Origin of the sequence: Chryseobacterium carnipullorum (assembly GCF_003815695.1) — a bacterium.
GTDB classification, from domain to species: Bacteria; Bacteroidota; Bacteroidia; order Flavobacteriales; family Weeksellaceae; genus Chryseobacterium; species Chryseobacterium carnipullorum.
In genome coordinates this window covers 3,185,722-3,200,544 of record NZ_CP033920.1, presented here as the reverse complement: position 1 = coordinate 3,200,544, position 14,823 = coordinate 3,185,722, and the positions used below count along the sequence as shown (strand labels likewise).

13 protein-coding genes and 1 pseudogene are annotated in these 14,823 nt (G+C 37.7%); 4 read left to right on the top strand and 10 right to left on the bottom strand.

Features of this window, described 5'->3' with window-relative positions:
- Positions 1–37 precede the first annotated feature (37 nt).
- Entirely contained in the window at positions 38–1,663 is a 1,626-nt protein-coding gene (gene ade / locus EG346_RS14585; RefSeq protein ID WP_123879520.1) for an adenine deaminase, read from the top strand.
- A 28-nt stretch (positions 1,664–1,691) separates the two neighbouring features.
- Here ade and EG346_RS14580 read toward each other — a convergent pair whose 3' ends face one another.
- The 4 genes from EG346_RS14580 to lpdA form a co-directional block, all read right to left on the bottom strand.
- Positions 1,692–2,483 carry a patatin-like phospholipase family protein gene (locus tag EG346_RS14580; protein ID WP_073335995.1) on the bottom strand — a complete coding sequence of 264 codons (792 nt, stop codon included), beginning with the start codon at positions 2,481–2,483 and terminating at the stop codon, positions 1,692–1,694.
- A 146-nt stretch (positions 2,484–2,629) separates the two neighbouring features.
- Positions 2,630–4,570 carry a S9 family peptidase gene (locus EG346_RS14575; protein WP_123879518.1) on the bottom strand — a complete coding sequence of 647 codons (1,941 nt, stop codon included), beginning with the start codon at positions 4,568–4,570 and terminating at the stop codon, positions 2,630–2,632.
- A 78-nt stretch (positions 4,571–4,648) separates the two neighbouring features.
- Complete coding sequence (locus EG346_RS14570) at positions 4,649–5,263, bottom strand: PH domain-containing protein (protein ID WP_073335993.1); 615 nt, start codon at positions 5,261–5,263, stop codon at positions 4,649–4,651.
- Positions 5,264–5,290: 27 nt separating this feature from the next.
- Positions 5,291–6,679, bottom strand: coding sequence for a dihydrolipoyl dehydrogenase (gene lpdA, locus EG346_RS14565; RefSeq protein WP_123879516.1), 1,389 nt, complete (start codon positions 6,677–6,679; stop codon positions 5,291–5,293).
- A 283-nt stretch (positions 6,680–6,962) separates the two neighbouring features.
- On the opposite strand from lpdA, the gene EG346_RS14560 reads away from it, so the two are divergent.
- Positions 6,963–7,847: a hypothetical protein gene (locus EG346_RS14560; protein ID WP_123879514.1), complete on the top strand. Its 885-nt coding sequence runs from the start codon at positions 6,963–6,965 to the stop codon at positions 7,845–7,847.
- Between the two features lie 93 nt (positions 7,848–7,940).
- Here the strand turns inward: EG346_RS14560 and EG346_RS14555 are convergent, their stop codons facing one another.
- The 3 genes and pseudogenes from EG346_RS14555 to EG346_RS14545 form a co-directional block, all read right to left on the bottom strand.
- On the bottom strand, positions 7,941–8,183 hold the full coding sequence (locus EG346_RS14555) for a hypothetical protein (RefSeq protein ID WP_123879512.1): 243 nt from the start codon (positions 8,181–8,183) through the stop codon (positions 7,941–7,943).
- A gap of 584 nt (positions 8,184–8,767) precedes the next feature.
- Positions 8,768–9,160 (bottom strand): hypothetical protein, encoded by a 393-nt coding sequence (locus EG346_RS14550; RefSeq protein ID WP_123879510.1) that lies wholly within the window; start codon positions 9,158–9,160, stop codon positions 8,768–8,770.
- Positions 9,161–9,349: 189 nt separating this feature from the next.
- Positions 9,350–9,961, bottom strand: a pseudogene (locus tag EG346_RS14545) (RHS repeat domain-containing protein); the annotation flags it as partial.
- Between the two features lie 469 nt (positions 9,962–10,430).
- Between EG346_RS14545 and EG346_RS25130 the strand changes: the two are divergent.
- Positions 10,431–10,697, top strand: coding sequence for a transposase (locus tag EG346_RS25130; RefSeq protein ID WP_073337027.1), 267 nt, complete (start codon positions 10,431–10,433; stop codon positions 10,695–10,697).
- An 83-nt stretch (positions 10,698–10,780) separates the two neighbouring features.
- On the top strand, positions 10,781–11,515 hold the full coding sequence (locus EG346_RS14540; protein WP_262511541.1) for an integrase core domain-containing protein: 735 nt from the start codon (positions 10,781–10,783) through the stop codon (positions 11,513–11,515).
- Here EG346_RS14540 and EG346_RS14535 read toward each other — a convergent pair.
- From EG346_RS14535 to EG346_RS14525, 3 genes are all read right to left on the bottom strand, one after another.
- Positions 11,504–12,634 carry a hypothetical protein gene (locus EG346_RS14535; RefSeq protein WP_123879506.1) on the bottom strand — a complete coding sequence of 377 codons (1,131 nt, stop codon included), beginning with the start codon at positions 12,632–12,634 and terminating at the stop codon, positions 11,504–11,506. The genes EG346_RS14540 and EG346_RS14535 overlap by 12 nt on opposite strands.
- A 6-nt stretch (positions 12,635–12,640) precedes the next feature.
- Positions 12,641–14,185 (bottom strand): T9SS type A sorting domain-containing protein, encoded by a 1,545-nt coding sequence (locus tag EG346_RS14530; protein WP_123879504.1) that lies wholly within the window; start codon positions 14,183–14,185, stop codon positions 12,641–12,643.
- Between the two features lie 366 nt (positions 14,186–14,551).
- Positions 14,552–14,806, bottom strand: a complete 255-nt coding sequence (locus EG346_RS14525; protein ID WP_073334786.1) for a hypothetical protein — start codon at positions 14,804–14,806, stop codon at positions 14,552–14,554.
- Positions 14,807–14,823 lie beyond the last annotated feature (17 nt).

The window sequence follows — 14,823 nt, the reverse complement described above, 5'->3', positions numbered from 1 at the left end:
AATCCTTATATTGAAACCTCATACTAAATTGAAAGAAATGCTATTTTCAGTGAAATCAAATCTGATCGATGTTGTCTCCAGAGAAATCTACCCTGCAGAAGTAACGGTAAGTAATGGAGAAATTATTTCGATAAAAAGAGTTGATGCTATTTTTGACACTTATATTTTACCCGGTTTTATCGATGCGCATGTTCATATTGAGAGCAGCATGCTTCTTCCTTCAGAATTTGCGCGGATTGCAGTGAAACACGGAAGTGTGGGAACGATTTCTGATCCGCATGAAATAGCCAATGTTTTGGGTATCGCCGGGGTTGAATACATGATTGACAATGCCCGACAGGTTCCCTTTCATTTTTATTTCGGGGCACCTTCCTGTGTTCCGGCTACGAGCTCTGAAACTGCAGGTGCGGTGATTGATTCCGAAGATATTGATCATTTGCTTTCCCGTGAGGATATTGTCTATTTAGCAGAAATGATGAATTTCCCCGGCGTCATTTACAAAGATCCGGAAGTCCTGAATAAAATAAAAATTGCAAAAAAATACAAAAAACCTATAGATGGACATGCTCCCGGACTGATGGGTGAAAGCATGGAAGCCTATTTCAGGGCGGGCATTACCACGGATCACGAATGTTTCACTTATCCTGAAGCACTGGAAAAACTGAAATTCGGGGTTAAGGTCCTTATCCGTGAAGGAAGTGCCGCCAAAAACTTTGACACTCTTATTCCATTGCTGAAAGAGTATCCTGAACAAATTATGTTTTGCTGTGATGACAAACATCCTGATGATCTCATAGAATCCCATATGAATGACCATGTAAAGCGGGCCCTGAACCTGGGCTATGATTTGTATGATGTTTTGAGGGCTTCCTCTTACAATGTAGTCAAACATTATCAGCTTCCGGTGGGTTTATTGCAGACGGGTGACCAGGCAGATTTTATCGAAATTGACGATCTGGAAAATTTTAAGATCTTAAAAACGTATATCAAAGGACAACTGGTTGCAGAAAATAACAGATCTCATATCGAATCCGTTCCGGCTGCTGTAGTGAACAATTTCCACTGCAGCCTTAAAGAACCTTCGGATTTTAAAATAAACAGTACAGGCAGTCATATACGTGTGATAGAGGTTTTAGACAGGCAACTGATCACGAACGAAATCCATGCACCGGCTTTAACGATCAATGGCTATGCAGAATCTGATATTGAAAATGATGTGTTAAAAATCGCAGTAGTCAACCGGTACAGAGATGAAAAACCAGCTGTTGCTTTTATTAAAAACATGGGACTTAAATCTGGTGCGATAGCGTCCTGTGTAGCTCATGACTCCCATAATATTGTGGTTACAGGCACCAATGATGAGGATATGTGCAAAGCAGTGAATGCCATCATCAAAGCACAGGGCGGGATTTCCCTGGCCACCCAAGAGGAAGAAATGGTTTTGGAATTGCCTATTGCAGGAATTATGACGAACCTAAATGCCGAGGAGGTGGCTGCTCAATATATTAAACTGGATCAATATGCCAAAACGTTAGGAAGCACCCTTAAAGCTCCTTATATGAGTTTGTCTTTTATGGCATTGCTCGTGATTCCTGAACTGAAACTAAGCGATAAGGGATTATTCAATGGAAAAGAATTTCAGTTTACTGAGGTGTTTATTTAAATTGTGGATAGGAGGTTTTCATTCAACTTCACACAATCTTCAGATCAGAGAGTTTGCTGTTGGGGAAGCTTTCTTCGGCCATGGTATACCCGATATTGAAAATCTCTTCCAAACGATCTTTTCCTCTTTCAAAAGTTCCGTAACTCGATAGTTTCTGAGAGGAAATAAACCAGTCACAGTAATCGAATTTCCCTTTTTCTATTCTGTAGGATAGAAGATCATAGGAACGGGAAACAATGGCTTTAATTGATTTTAAGTCTTTGATATCAATATTATGGGGAGGAGAGACAAAAACCCCAATCAGCTGATCACATTCGTCTCTAATGATATCTGCGGGAAAGTTATTCAGGACTCCTCCGTCGCAGTACATTTCCTCACCAATGATGTAGGGAGTGGTCACTCCCGGGATGGAACATGAAGCAATAATAGCATCCACAACTTCAAAATTCTTATCAAATATTTTCTGAGTTCCGGACACGAGTTCAGTTGCAACGATTTTTACTTCCTTATTCAGGTCTCCTAATTTCATATCATGGAAGATCGGTTTAAGGTAATTTCTGAAAATAACGGAAGAAACGAGTCCCGGCTGATTGAACGTGAAATGTTTCCAGTTGAAAAAATAAACCGAGTTGAAGAAATCCAGGATTTCATCAGGCGTTTTTCCCACTGCATATAAACATCCTACGATAGATCCGGCACTACAGCAGGATAGCACGTCTATATCAATATTCTTTTCGTTCAAGAATTTTAATACTCCTGCATGGGCGATTCCTTTGGTACCGCCGCCTGACAAAACCAGCCCTTTTCTCTGAAAATTCATAGAATAAATGTAAGAAAACCGGGTGAGAAAATGAGGTTAAATTTTATAAATATTATATTTTATACCGATTCTATATGATTCAATTCTTTAAACACAAATATAAGCCTGAAAAATTTCAGGCTTATATAGATTGATATGGAATATATTTACTTCAGCAGATACTCCTGCATGAATCTGATCACTGCCAAACGCTGAAAATCTACATTCTCTTTTTTTCTGAATCCGTGACCTTCATTTTTAGCTTCCAGATACCATACTGTTTTTCCCTGGGCTTTAAGCTTATCTCTCATCTGAACAGCTTCAGTAACGGGAACCCTCGGATCATTCGTCCCCTGAATGATAAACATGGGCTTTTTGATCTTGTCAATATTGTTCAATGGAGCAATTTTAGTAAAGAATTCAGCCATTTTAGGGATTCTTTCGTCTCCGTACTCTACCCTTCTTAAATCTCTTCTGTATTCTTCCGTATTTTTAAGGAAGGTATTAAAATCTGAAATTCCGACAATATCTACGGAGCATCTGATTTTATCGGCATATTCATAAGCGGTGGCTAATGTCATGAATCCTCCGTAGCTTCCGCCCATGATCATAATCCTGTCTTTATCCAGTTCAGGCTGTTTTGCAATCCAGTCCAGAAGAGCTCCGATATCTTTCACGGAATTCATTCTCAGATCCCAGTTGTCGGCCGCAATAAATGTTTTCCCGAAACCTGAAGACCCTCTTACGTTGGGATAGATCATGGCAACACCCATTTCATTGGTAAAATAGTTGGAAGAACCTATAGAGGAGGCCATAGACTGCCCTTCCGGCCCCCCGTGAATGTTGATAATCACCGGTCTCTTTCCTGTAAATTTCGATGCTGCGGGATAATAGAATCCTGAGATTTTCATCTGATCAAAGCTTTTCCATTCGATCAGTTTAGGAACAGACATGTCAGCAGGCTGCATTTCTCCCTGTTCACTTTCCGTCCATCTTTCGATGGTCTGGCTGGCCATATCCATTTTATAGATATCGGATCCGGAATCTGCCGCAGATCTTGAGAAATAAAGTGATTTTCCGTCATTAGAAAATTTCACTCCCCCAATCAACCCAACCGGGATTTGGTTTACAGGAACATATTTTTTAGTAGCGGTATCGAGGATGTATAATTTATTGATTCCACTTTCATTGGTGACAAAAGCAATTTTAGACTGGTCTTTAGAAAGATCGTAATCTTCTACGTTCCAGGGGATCGACGAGGTAAGATATTCTGTCTTTTTGGTTTTTAAATTGAGGATAGCCAGTCTGCTGAATTCATTGTTCCGGTCTGTAACATAGAAAATTTCCTCCGGATTTTTACTGAAAGAAGCAGCACTCTGTACCACGCCTTTCTCTTTTCTATCGGTGATGGGTTCCAGTTTTTTGGATTCCAGGTCATACAGATACAGATAGGAATCGTTGGCAGATACATATTCTGTGATGAGAAGTTTTTTGCCGTCTTCAGACAAATCGGAAATTCCCCAGCCGCCGCCTTTTACTTCAAGAATCAGCTGTGTATCTTCCGGTTTTGAAGGATTCATATAATACACATCCCTGTCACCTCCGTTTCTTTTGGTGGAAGAAAAATAAAATCCTGAACCGTCTTTTTTCCACATCATTCCTCCGTTCTGGGATCTTCCGCCATCGGTAAGAAGTGTGGATTCCATCGTTTTCAGATCTAGCTTAAAAAGCTGCCCGAATTCATTTCCTCCGGTATCTTTGGCGTAGATCAGATACTCTCCTTTTACGGGCTCGTATGAGGCTGTATTGACCGGTTCATCAAAGAAGGTCAGTTGTTTTCTCGCTCCCATGGGTACAGAGATTTTATGTAGCTGATTGGTAGAAGCAAAACGGGTGACTGCAATGATTTCTTTACCATTGGGATGAACGCTTGCTACGCTTGCATTTCTGCTTTCAGAATATTTCTTGATCGCCTGATTCAGATTTTTGGGAATAGGCAGGATATTCTCGGCGATGAGATTTTCATTGGGACTTACCAAATCGTTTTTCGTCTGTGCAGACAGAATGCCGGCCAGCGAAAGAGCGAGAACAATATATTTGTTTTTCATTGTTAAAATTTTGCCTGAATTTACAAAAAAACCACAGACAATTTGTCTGTGGCTGGTATATAAAGACCAGTGGTCTTCTTAATTATTGATATACTTTTCAAAGATGGCCGAAAAGTCTTTCTGATTGTATTTCTCATAATTGCTCTTTGACCAGTTGAAAACATATTCATTCACATGTTGCAACTCCTGGCTTTTAGAAACATTTTCCTGCTTTCCTGCAGCGACTGTGGTAATCGCTTTCTGAAGACTGTCTACAGAGAAACCTAAAACAGACTGATTGTGGTGCACTTCCTGCTGAATCGCCAAAAGGGCTTTATACAGATCTTTTAACTGATCGATCTGTCCTTTACTCACACTGATCATCAAAGGAACATTTCCGATATGAAATGAAATTTCCACATCCAGGTCAATGGTTCCTGCTGTTTGCAGTGCAATATTTGAGAAAGGAAACTGATAATACTCGTATCTTCTCAAAATCCTCTTTTTGTCCAGAGCACTTGCTCCGTCGATATGAATCAAAGCTCTGTTTGTAAAGCAATATTCATCTCTTTTGGATTTGATGAGGAAGAAAATTTTCTCGTTATCTTCTGATAAAATATAGTCATCCGAATCTACTTTATCATAGTCCTGAGAAGGAATGATTTTTCCGATATCACCAAGACCTAATGCTTCTGCAGCAAGTTTTTTAAACATCTTTGAAATAGAGTTATTTATTAAATTTTAGATGTGGATCACTTCACCGTAAGCTGCTGCTGCTGCTTCCATGATCGCTTCAGACACGGTTGGGTGCGGGTGGATTGATTTAATGATCTCATGACCTGTAGTTTCCAGTTTTCTGGCCACTACAGCTTCTGCTACCATATCTGTAACGCCTTCCCCGATCATGTGGCATCCTAACCACTCACCGTATTTCGCATCAAAAATAACTTTGATGAAACCGTCTGTATTTCCGTTAGCAGTCGCTTTACCACTTGCAGAAAGAGGAAATTTACCTACTTTGATCTCGTATCCTTTTTCTTTAGCTTGTTTTTCTGTAAGACCTACAGAAGCTACTTCAGGGTGACAGTAAGTACATCCAGGAATATTGCCATAGTCGATTTTCTCCACGTGCATTCCTTTGATTTTCTCCACACAAGTAATCCCTTCAGCAGAAGCAACGTGTGCTAAAGCCTGAGTAGGAATAATATCACCGATTGCATAGTATCCAGGAACTGAAGTTTCATACCATTCGTTCACTAAAACTCTTCCTTTGTCGGTCTGGATTCCTACTTCTTCCAATCCGATATTTTCGATATTGGCAGCAATACCTACCGCAGAAAGTAAAATATCAGCTTCAATGGTAATCGTTCCGTTGGCTGTTTTTACGGTAGCTTTCACGCCTTCTCCGCTGGTATCAACGCTTTCTACTGATGCATTGGTCATGATCTCGATCCCTGTCTTTTTAAGAGATTTCTCTAAGTGTTTAGAGATTTCCTCGTCTTCTACAGGAACGATGTTTGGCATAAATTCTACAACGGTTACTTTAGTTCCCATTGTATTATAGAAATCAGCAAATTCTACTCCGATCGCTCCAGAACCTACAACGATCATAGATTTTGGCTGCTCAGGAAGAGATAATGCCTGTCTGTATCCGATTACTTTTTTACCATCCTGAGGAAGGTTGGGAAGTTCTCTTGAACGTGCTCCTGTTGCAATAATGATGTTGCTTCCTGCATATTCAGTTACTTTACCATCTTTGTCTGTAACAGAAACTTTTTTACCTTTCTGAACTGTAGCTGTCCCAAGAATCACATCGATCTTGTTCTTCTTCATCAGGAATTCAATTCCTTTGCTCATTTTGCTGGCTACGCCACGGCTTCTCTGGATCACGTTTGGAAATTCAAAGCTGGCTTCCACTTTATTCAGACCATAGTCTTCAGCATGGTTGATATAATGAAAAACCTGAGCAGACTTCAGTAAAGCTTTCGTAGGAATACATCCCCAGTTCAGGCAGATACCTCCTAAGTTTTCTTTCTCGATAATTGCAGTTTTGAAACCTAATTGTGCTGCTCTGATCGCAGTAACATAACCGCCAGGACCGCTTCCGATGACAATGATATCGTAGTTCATTATTTTAAAAATTTTTATGCGAATTTAAGGAAAAATATTGGATGTTCTCTATTCTGACATTTCATATTTCACTGAACACTAAGTTGATTTTACGTGTTCCGGGGAAAGCTAAGAGCCCTGAGCTTCTTTTTTTTATCAAATATTTTAAATCATATTAAAACTTAAACGCATTCTAAAAAATCCCAATAACGGGACTTAAGTGTTAAAAATTAAAATTAATCGATTGTAAATGAGTATTCTATAGGAAATTTTATACTTTTGCATAAATTTTAAAAAAATGAAAATGAAGAATTTTATTCCTGTATTTCTCTTATGCGGATTATCTTTAAGTGCACAAGTTGGCATCAGAACAACCACTCCAAACAGCACTCTGGCTGTGGCCGGTTCTCTGGGCGCTGACTATAAGCAAATCACGGCTACGGCTTATAACATAACAGCCACAGATCATTACATTACCTATGACGGAGCAGCTAATGCAACGTTTACCCTACCTGTTATCGGAACAGGTACTACAAGTTATACAGGAAGAATTTATAAAATAAAAAACATCTCTGCTTCCAGCATTACGCTTCAGGCCTCAAGTGGTAATACTTTAAGAATCGACAATACTCCGGTTTCGTCTTTTGTGATTCCAACAGGAGCCTATGCAGAAGTGGTGAACAACAGCAATACAACTGGTGGAACATGGGATCTGTCTTTTACGGTACTTCCTAAACCGAGCAACGTAGAAATTTATGGTGTACAGCTTTCGATTCCGCCTCATGGGAACGGTTCCCCGGGTGTCAATGACTGGACCGGTCACTCTGTAACTTCTTATGATACAGGAACAGGAACAGATGCCTGGTGGGTGATCAGTAAAGCCTCAACCACCTATGCCCATACAGCGGGCTATTCCAATGCGAGCCGTATGACGATCGTCTATGAATATCAGGGTACTCCATTCAATGTCAACAATATGTATCCTATTTTAACAGCTGGAAACAATTCCAGTTTTCCTGATGTTTTCACGGCTTCATTCGTAAGCCTTGCGAATAATGGAACCTCCGGGAAAACGAGACTTATAGTTTCGGTTTCCCGTATTGACTTTATCGGAACCAACGGATCCAATAATAGTAACTGGACAGGGACTTTTCTTCTGAATTTGTTGCTGGCAAGGAAATTATATTAAAAATATGAAACAGAGGTTGTCCAAATGGATAGCCTTTGTTTTTTCTTTATGATCTTTCAGTCTTCTTTTTTACATGAATTTACACAGCAGCATTTAACTATGGTTTATGGTAAATTTCTCTGTTTCCTGAAGTTCCTTGCCATTATATTTATTATTCTTATAGCTTCCCTGTGCAAAATAAGCATAACCTGTTTTCAGATGATTCATCCCAAAAGGATAGTAATCATTGGCATCCGTGATTTCGAGAGCACCTGCGCTGTTTCTGGCGAAACTTACCCTTACATAGCCTAAATAATCTAAATATTGATAGCAAAACAGCACTGTATTTGCTTCCAACAATATATCTAAAACATCATTCTATTTAAATTTATAGCTATCTGCATTTATTATCGTAAGAACTTATCTTAATATTTTTACAGTCAAAATAAAGACATTGATAATGTGGATCATAACGATTAAAAGTTAGCTTTGAACTCCTTAGAATTTTTATTTTTTTAACAAAATTGGTGTTTATAAAAATTATTTATCTTTCGAAAATTTTCATCACTAAATAAACAGTATGTTTTTCTATTTTAAACCATTTAGCATTCTAGCATTTTAAGATTTTGTTCATAATCTTCTATTTCAATAAAAATATTATAATTTTTTTTACAGATTTTATTCGATTCTTTATTAATTACTATATTCGGATAGAAATAGTCTGTAATTTTTTCTGTTTTATGTTCCTTACAACAAAACAAAATAAGGAAAAGAAAAATCAATTTATTTTTTTCTAAAAGATGTCGTATTATAATATAAAATGTGGTCTATTATCTTTATACCTATAAAAATCCAAGGATTTTATTTTATTGAGCACGTGCTAGCGCAGATAAGATATTTTTACTAAATTGTAATATTACAAGAGAAATTTATTCTAATAATTATTCATTATCTGGAATCTGCCCGTTGTAACAAACAATAGGTGAAACTTTATATTTTTCTAAAAACTTATCTGTAAAATATTTTTCATAATTTGGATCTACTCCTATTCCTAAATATGCTGAATGATCCTTGTTGATAAAAATCATTCCTTTAGGTCTTTTTATGTTACCATTATTTTCAAAATAAAATCTATAACCTCTACCGTTTTTTTCCAAAACAAAAGAGAGCATTTCAGTATAATCTTCTGTTTCATATTCAGTTTCTCCAAAATATGGGGGATACTCAAAACACTCATATTCTGGTTCAAAATCACTTAACCAATTTTTAATAAATTCAAATATATTTTCTTTATTAATTTTATCAAAGTGTATATATAAATCAACTAATTCCATAATTATTTTGTTTTTAACCCTGCACTAATAAATCTACCTCTTAATGTCTCATAATAATAGTAAGTCTTATTATCTTTGACAAATTCAAATGTTCGTGCTTTAACAAGTATATTTGATTTTCCTGAACCTCTTTCACCATATAAAACTTTTTCATAACCTGAAAAACTTCCTTCTTTTCTTATTGTGATGCTAAGTGAAAGTATTTCGTGTATTTGAATCAAACCAGCCTGATAATGGTTCTCTGATATTGTCCTGAACCCAATTAGTAGTTTTCTCTCTGAATCTACTTAAAGCATTACCAGGAGGATCGATTTCAAACTGATTGAAATCAATGCCTGAAAAATAAAGAGGAGTAATGATATTCCTAAGAGCATCTGCTATAGCATTCCCTTCATAAACAGTTCCCTCATCAGTCTGATAAATATTACCCCCACCACCAATCGATGTTTCTAATTGTCCATAGTTACCTCCGCTATTTCCCAAACCTAGCCAGTTTGAATTATTACCTTCTGAGTAGGCATCAGGGCGGGAATCACCAGGCATTGCAAATTGTCTTGGCGCCATCCCATCCGGATCAATAAAACTTACAGGATTATTAAATGCAAAATTATAAGGAGAATATCTTCTCATTTGCTCTGCCAATGGATCTATCACTCCCCATCTGCCCAAATCAGACAGATACATTCTGGCTCCGAAGTCATACATCCCGGTTTTCTGAAGTTCCTTGCCATTGAATTTATAGCTCAGCCAGCTTCCGAAACCTGAATTGTTGATCCCGTTGCCTCCGGTATGGTTTAAACCGAAAGGATAATAATTACTTTTCTCAAGAACTTCTGCGCTACTCTATAATTTTTTGAAATAAATAAGTAAGAGCAGGTTATTCTGCTCTTACTATTTAATTCTAATATTTCATTACATCTGATTTCCAATAAATTAATTATTTAATAACCAAATCATTAGTATATCTTATTTAGATTGTTTACTTCTAAAAATCTTAAAAAGTATTGGAGCTAAGCTAGTCAAAACTAACAAAAAAAATATCATGTTAGAAACTTTTAATTTCTCAGGATATATAATCATTACGGATATCCACAAAAGTAAAATAGAAGCAGTTATATAGCCATATAATTTTGCTTATTTTGTTTCATACCAATTTTGTTTAGCTATTTTATGAATACTTACTTTATTATTTGGGTAAACTTCCCTGTTTTGGTAAACTTCCCTGTTTTTCAGACCAATTAAAATTATTAAATTTAGTTTGTTAAACATTATGAAAAAGAGCAAATTTTCAGAACATCAGATTATCAATATTCTGAAAGAATATGAATCTGGGAAAGCGACAAAAGACATCTGTCGAGAACATGGGATTTCTGCACCTACTTTCTATCAATGGAAGCAAAAGTATGGAGGAATGGATGCGCAGCATCTTAAGGAGCTTAAAGCTCTACAGGAGGAAAACGTACGTCTTAAACGCATGTTTGCAGATCTGAGCCTGGATCATCGTATCTTAAAGGATATCATTGAAAAAAAGCTTTAAAGCTCTGTGAACGAAAAGAACTGGCAGAGGGGGTTATTAGCGAAACAGGAATCAGTGTTCATAGGGCTTGCAAGATCGTCTGCATGAGCCGCAGTATGTATTATTATGGGCATAAAAAAGACGACCAACCCGTTATCTCAAAATTACTGGATTTGGCAGCGAGGTATCCTACAAGGGGATTTGAAACCTATTATGGTAAGATACGTTTGGAAGGTCTGCTTTGGAACAGAAAAAGAGTCCTCCGTGTTTATCGAAATATTAATTTAAAACTAAGAGTTAAGCGCAAACGTCGTATTCCGTGTCGGATTAAAGAGAAGCTGATTGTCCCAGGTGCAGTCAATGAGACATGGTCAATTGACTTCATGAGCGATGCTTTGTCTAATGGACGAAGGTTTAGGGTTCTGAATGTCATTGATGATTATAATAGGGAGTCATTGGTTAATGAAGCATTTTATTCAATTCCAGGTGTCAGATTGGTACAAAGATTAAAAGAATTAATCACATACAGAACTAAGCCCAAGCGCATAAGATCCGACAACGGTCCTGAGTTTTTATCCAAGGTTTTTGTGGACTTCTGTAAAGATAATGACATTGAATTGCAATATATACAACCGGGGAAGCCCGCACAAAATGCATATATTGAACGCTTAAACCGCACATTCAGAGAAGATGTTTTAGATGCATATCTGTTCGGATCTTTAATAGAAGTAAATGCAATTGCTTATGAGTGGCAGATCGATTACAACAGTAATCATCCGCATAAATCGTTAAATGGACTTAGTCCTTGGCTGTATGCTAAAGAAGTTTTAGTGTATTAGAGTGTATTTTATATTTATTAACTGTTTGAAAAAGGGAAAGTCTTCAGGAACTGTTAAAGCTGGTGGATTATACAGCAGGACGGTCTCTTCAAGAATAGTTTGCCCAGCCATCTTCCTTATTTTATCCAGTTGCCGTCTTTTATGGGTAGCATCTCCGGGATTGGAAGGAAATGGGTAGGAGTAGTCAAAGGCATACTCTGCTACTTTACCGTAAAAATTATTCAGACTCACCTTTTTGATGCTGTAAGGGTCATTCATGGTTTTTTCCAGCGCCTGGTCATAGTCATAAGTAAATTCGATATTTCCGGATGCGGTATTGATCTTTTGAAGCTGGCAGCTTTTATAAAGCATAATGGTATTATCCGTATCGTACTTTGTACTTTTCTGATAGGTAAAATTAGCTGTTTCCACACCATCGGCTCCTGTGATACGGGTCAGAAAAAAAGCTGATTTGTATTCAAATCCCCAAAGTCCTTTATCCTCATAAAAGCTGTCGTAAACTGCTGCTGAAGAATAATCATTAAAGTAATAGATACTACCCTGATCATCGGTAATGGTAAAGGAGTCAATAACCAAAGTCGCGGTATTGCTTTGTCGGGTGTAGGCTATTTTAACGTGGTTCAGAGGAGAAAGATCCACAATGCGGAAGGTATTCTGTTCAATATTCCTTTCTATTTTAAATTTACCTGAAAAACCGGGGAGACTGTAATAATATTCATCATCAAATACATTTTTTTCATAGTGCGGGCTTGAAGCATTCTGAAGGGCTTCATCCACCATATTGCCGTTGATCTTTCTGGAAATAACCCCGCCCTTGAACATAGACCAGCCTGCTCCCACTTCGCCTGCCGCATCGTCCGGAGAAACCCCGGTTGGATTATAGCTCAGCTGCAATCCGAAACGTGAACCTCCATATCCTGAAAGGCTTAGTAACGGAACTGAAATTTCCGGAATCCCCAATGCCAATGATGGTGGATTATCTGTAAGGTCAGCAAGGGAAGAAAGCGAAGGAACCGGATTGGGGGTATCTCCAAAATTAACTCCCTGAAACTGGTGCTGTGCCTGCATAGTGTAGTGTAAACTTACCAGGCTTATAAGACCCATGTATATTTTTTTCATCTTTGATTATTTCTTTATGAGTTTAGCATTTGCGGTTTTATTCATATCGGTTTTTATCGTCACGAGATAAGCCCCCTGAATGAGATTCTGGGTATTGATCTTCGTTACTTTATTTTTTGTTTTCACGGTCTGAAGCTGTCTTCCGCCCATGTCATACAGCACTATATCAGCCTCTTTGAAATCGTAGCCTATTTCTACGTAAGCATAATCTGATACCGGATTCGGATAGATCTTAATGTTTTGTTTCTCGATTAACTGATCGATTTGTTTGTCGCCAAGTTTCACGATTTTCCAGTTCTCTTTTCCGAGTTCTTCCGCACTTGTTCCTGCTAAAATGATAGAACCATCCCGGTTGAGCTTTAAGTCTGAAAGTCTTTCTTCTCTCTGTCTCTTGTCTCCTTTCACGTGTTTTCTCCATTGTTCATTTCCGTCCTGATTCAAATACAGCATCCAGAACGTTTCGTCATCGGCTTCAATTCTTCCTTCAGCCTGCGTATAACCGCCTAACAAAATTCCTTTTGAAGATTTATCATCTGCTGAATGAAGTACGCTCATCCCCATAAGGATATCCCTATTTTTGAAATTGAAGGATTTCTGCCATAGCTCATCCCCTCTTTCATTTAAAGAGATCAACCATAGATCTGTTCCTTCTTCAATACCCACGGTTTTATTTCCTGATCTTTCAGATCTTGATTCACCACCGATGATGAAACCAGTCGAGGTTAAGGCCAGCGTTCTCAAATGATCATCTCCTTTGCCTCCAAAATTCTTTTCCCACTCAACCTTTCCTTCCTTGTTAAGTTTGATAATATAGTAATCTCCTTCGCCAAAGTTTTCAGTTTTCTTTGATCCGCCCAAGTTGCTTCTGGAATAGATTCCTAACAAGGCACCTCCATCTTTAGTAGGAATCAACTTCTCTACTTCATCAAGCCCCTTTCCTCCTAAAACAGACTGAGAGAGTTCTTTTCCGTCTTTGTCCAGTTTTACAATCAGAACATCTTTGGAACCGTAACCTTTAGCTGAATTCTGAACATTTCCAGCTACAAAAAAACCAAGGTCTGTTGTCTGAATAACAGATCTTGCTTCTTCATCAGAAGAAGTACCCAAGGTTTTCTGCCAAAGTTCATCTCCAAATTCGTTGATTCTGATCAGCCAGATATCCGATCCGCCTTTGGAATCCTCTTTTTTATCAAGACCTTTTCCGGAGTAGGTGGTGCCTGCAAGTAAATTCCCTCCGTCCTGCGTAGCAACGGTTGCAGAGAGATAATCATGATTTTGTCCTGAGAAATATTTTTCCCAGACCTGTTCGCCCTGCTGATTGAGTTTAATTAAGTGAAAATCATAACCATTATTTTGCTTATTGCCTCCAGCCTGAAGCTTAATGCTTTGAATACTGCTTCCCGTAATCAGATATTGCTGATCAATGGTTGTAGTCACCTGGCTTAGGAAATCCTGGGTAGAAGATTGGATATCTTTCTGCCACAATACTTCCTGGGCAGACAGCCCCAGAATAGTGCATAAGGTATACGCACCAGAGTAGAATTTCTTCATCTATTTGTGTATTTAAGTTAATGTTAGTTTTTATATAATTACAGAGCAAATTTAACAATTATTAACACATCTGCAAGTCGCGGATATAAGGTTTAATATTAATTTTATCACCTTATTGTGTATAAAGGTTTCCATTACTTTCTTACCGCAAATATAGATCCGCACAGCGACAGAAGATGTCGTATTATATTCCACCTGTAAATTTTTTATTGAGGTCAAAAATATAATGATTTACAATATTATCATTACGGAATACCATAACTGCTTTAAATACAAACTGAGGTAACAGAAACTGATCTAAAAATTCAAAAAAAATACCCCCAAATAATTGGAGGTAAGGTATTGAAACGATGCATCTTTTTTACATCACATTTTTTTAAGTAATCTTTTCTGGCTCTGGTATTTTTCATTCAGGGCCTTGAGCTGATCTCTCTTCATTTTTTTAGTGGCAAGCGGATGATTCATAATTAGTCTTTTTTCTGTGTTGTATCTTTTATCCAGCTCACGCGACTTCATGTTAATCATTTCAGTTTTAGACGGAGGTGCAGGCGGTCTTTTTTGCGCTTGAACACTCATTGATAAGCCTATTAGCAGTACTGTTGATATAAAAAAGGTTCTCATAACATTTACTTTTTTTG